Source organism: Massilia sp. P2_C2 (assembly GCF_056404615.1).
Window position 1 is genome coordinate 1 of the sequence record NZ_JBFUDR010000584.1, and the last position, 1,522, is coordinate 1,522.

Below are 1,522 nucleotides of genomic sequence, written 5' to 3' on the forward strand. Positions count from 1 at the left end.
CAGTTACTGTAAGCGGGATCAAAGCTTTCGGTAACATGTAAAATTGCCCTTCATTTAGCGTTGTTTGTTCGACAGACTTGGAACCATAAATTGTGCAACTACATACGAGCGACGAAAAAATGATGATCGACAGTAGCTTTAAATATTTCTTCATGATAGCCCCTAGTAAGGCTTACCAACGCATAATTCGACCCTTAGAAAAAATCAAAGCATGGCGAAGCGGTTAGAAAAATCCGACAGACACGATAACATTATTTTTATCAACCGTGACATTAAAGCGTTCGCGGCGTAGATCAAGAGTGACTGGATCGCCAGGGCGAATCAAGCGGAATACGTGACTGGGTAACTCCGAAATTAACCGATGGGCGTGTGCGGGCATGTTCGGTAAAGTGGGGAGCGGGAACGGTGCAGGTTCAAATTGCCCAGGGAATGGAAACGGGCCAACTGGTAATTGTGGTTTCGGCCATGGCCAAAGATGGGGGCCTTCCGGATCGTTGACTGGAGTTAATGAAGTCAGCCCATTTACACGAAAGGCTCTAGAATTTAGTAATGTCTCGAAGCTCGAAAGTACTTTCGGATCAGCCACAGTTGAGACGTGTATCGCAAGAAGTGAGTAGCCCAAACTTGTTGCTCGCGCGTATTGATCGGTTGCAATGGAAGCGACATTAATTTCCCCAGTTGGGAACCCACATAACGTAGGAACTAATCCCAGATGGTCCTGTCTCAGGTCCTTTACATCGATTCCTGCACTTTGTAATTCTTGTTTTACTGCATCAAGGGAAGTTGGTTTGATCTCTGGATGGCATTGTAGGGCACCGTTAAATTTGTAGACGTCGATGCATTCTGCATCAAATAACCAAGGCTGATAGCCACGTGGTAATTGCATAGCAATGGCCAGATCTTTTGTATCAATTTCGAAAACGTTCGCTGATCCTGTCGGCTGACCACAGGCTGAAGGAAAAAAAAGTGGAGTTTTCACCCTGTCTGCATTTGATACTTTAACCCCTGCGGCCTCCAGTTCTTTTGTCATCTCTTCAGTCGAGATCGCTTCCGACATGCCACATTGAGTGGAGCCGTCAAGAGCATAAATTTTCATAATAATGTCTCCTTCTTGTTGTGTCGATTTGTCGGATGAAAATATTTATTTCTTACAGAGAATCACAGGCGACTATTTATTTTGAATAGAGCTCTGAAAAGTTGTTACTTAACTTTAGGGTCGGGCCAAGTATGTTTCTGTGGATTAACGAGCTGCCGGCGCCATGGCTCATCCGTTAAGTTACGTTGATCGGATATGATGCAGACCTATTAAGATACATAGGTATACTTTGATGGCTGATTGGATATTTTTGCGATTTGATGTTGATGTTATTTGTGAATGAAAGCGGAATTGGGAGTGAAAATTTCCTTTGGAGTACTGATATTAAAACGCTGCAATGTCTTTCTTGAATAGATTCATCTAAGTACTCGGCCAAATTTTGTTTTTAAAGATGAGTAGACAATACAGCAGGGCACCTCGAAAAAC

1 protein-coding gene is annotated in these 1,522 nt (G+C 43.3%); it reads right to left on the minus strand.

Annotation, left to right across the window (positions count from 1 at the left end; genetic code table 11):
- Positions 1-223: 223 nt before the first annotated feature.
- Positions 224-1,096, minus strand: a complete 873-nt coding sequence (locus AC1DYX_RS31050) for a hypothetical protein (protein ID WP_477266063.1) — start codon at positions 1,094-1,096, stop codon at positions 224-226.
- Positions 1,097-1,522 lie beyond the last annotated feature (426 nt).

Excerpts from the sequence above, each read along its gene's own strand:
- AC1DYX_RS31050 (WP_477266063.1), bottom strand. The coding sequence starts at position 1,096 with ATGAAAATTTATGCTCTTGACGGCTCCACTCAATGTGGCATGTCGGAA.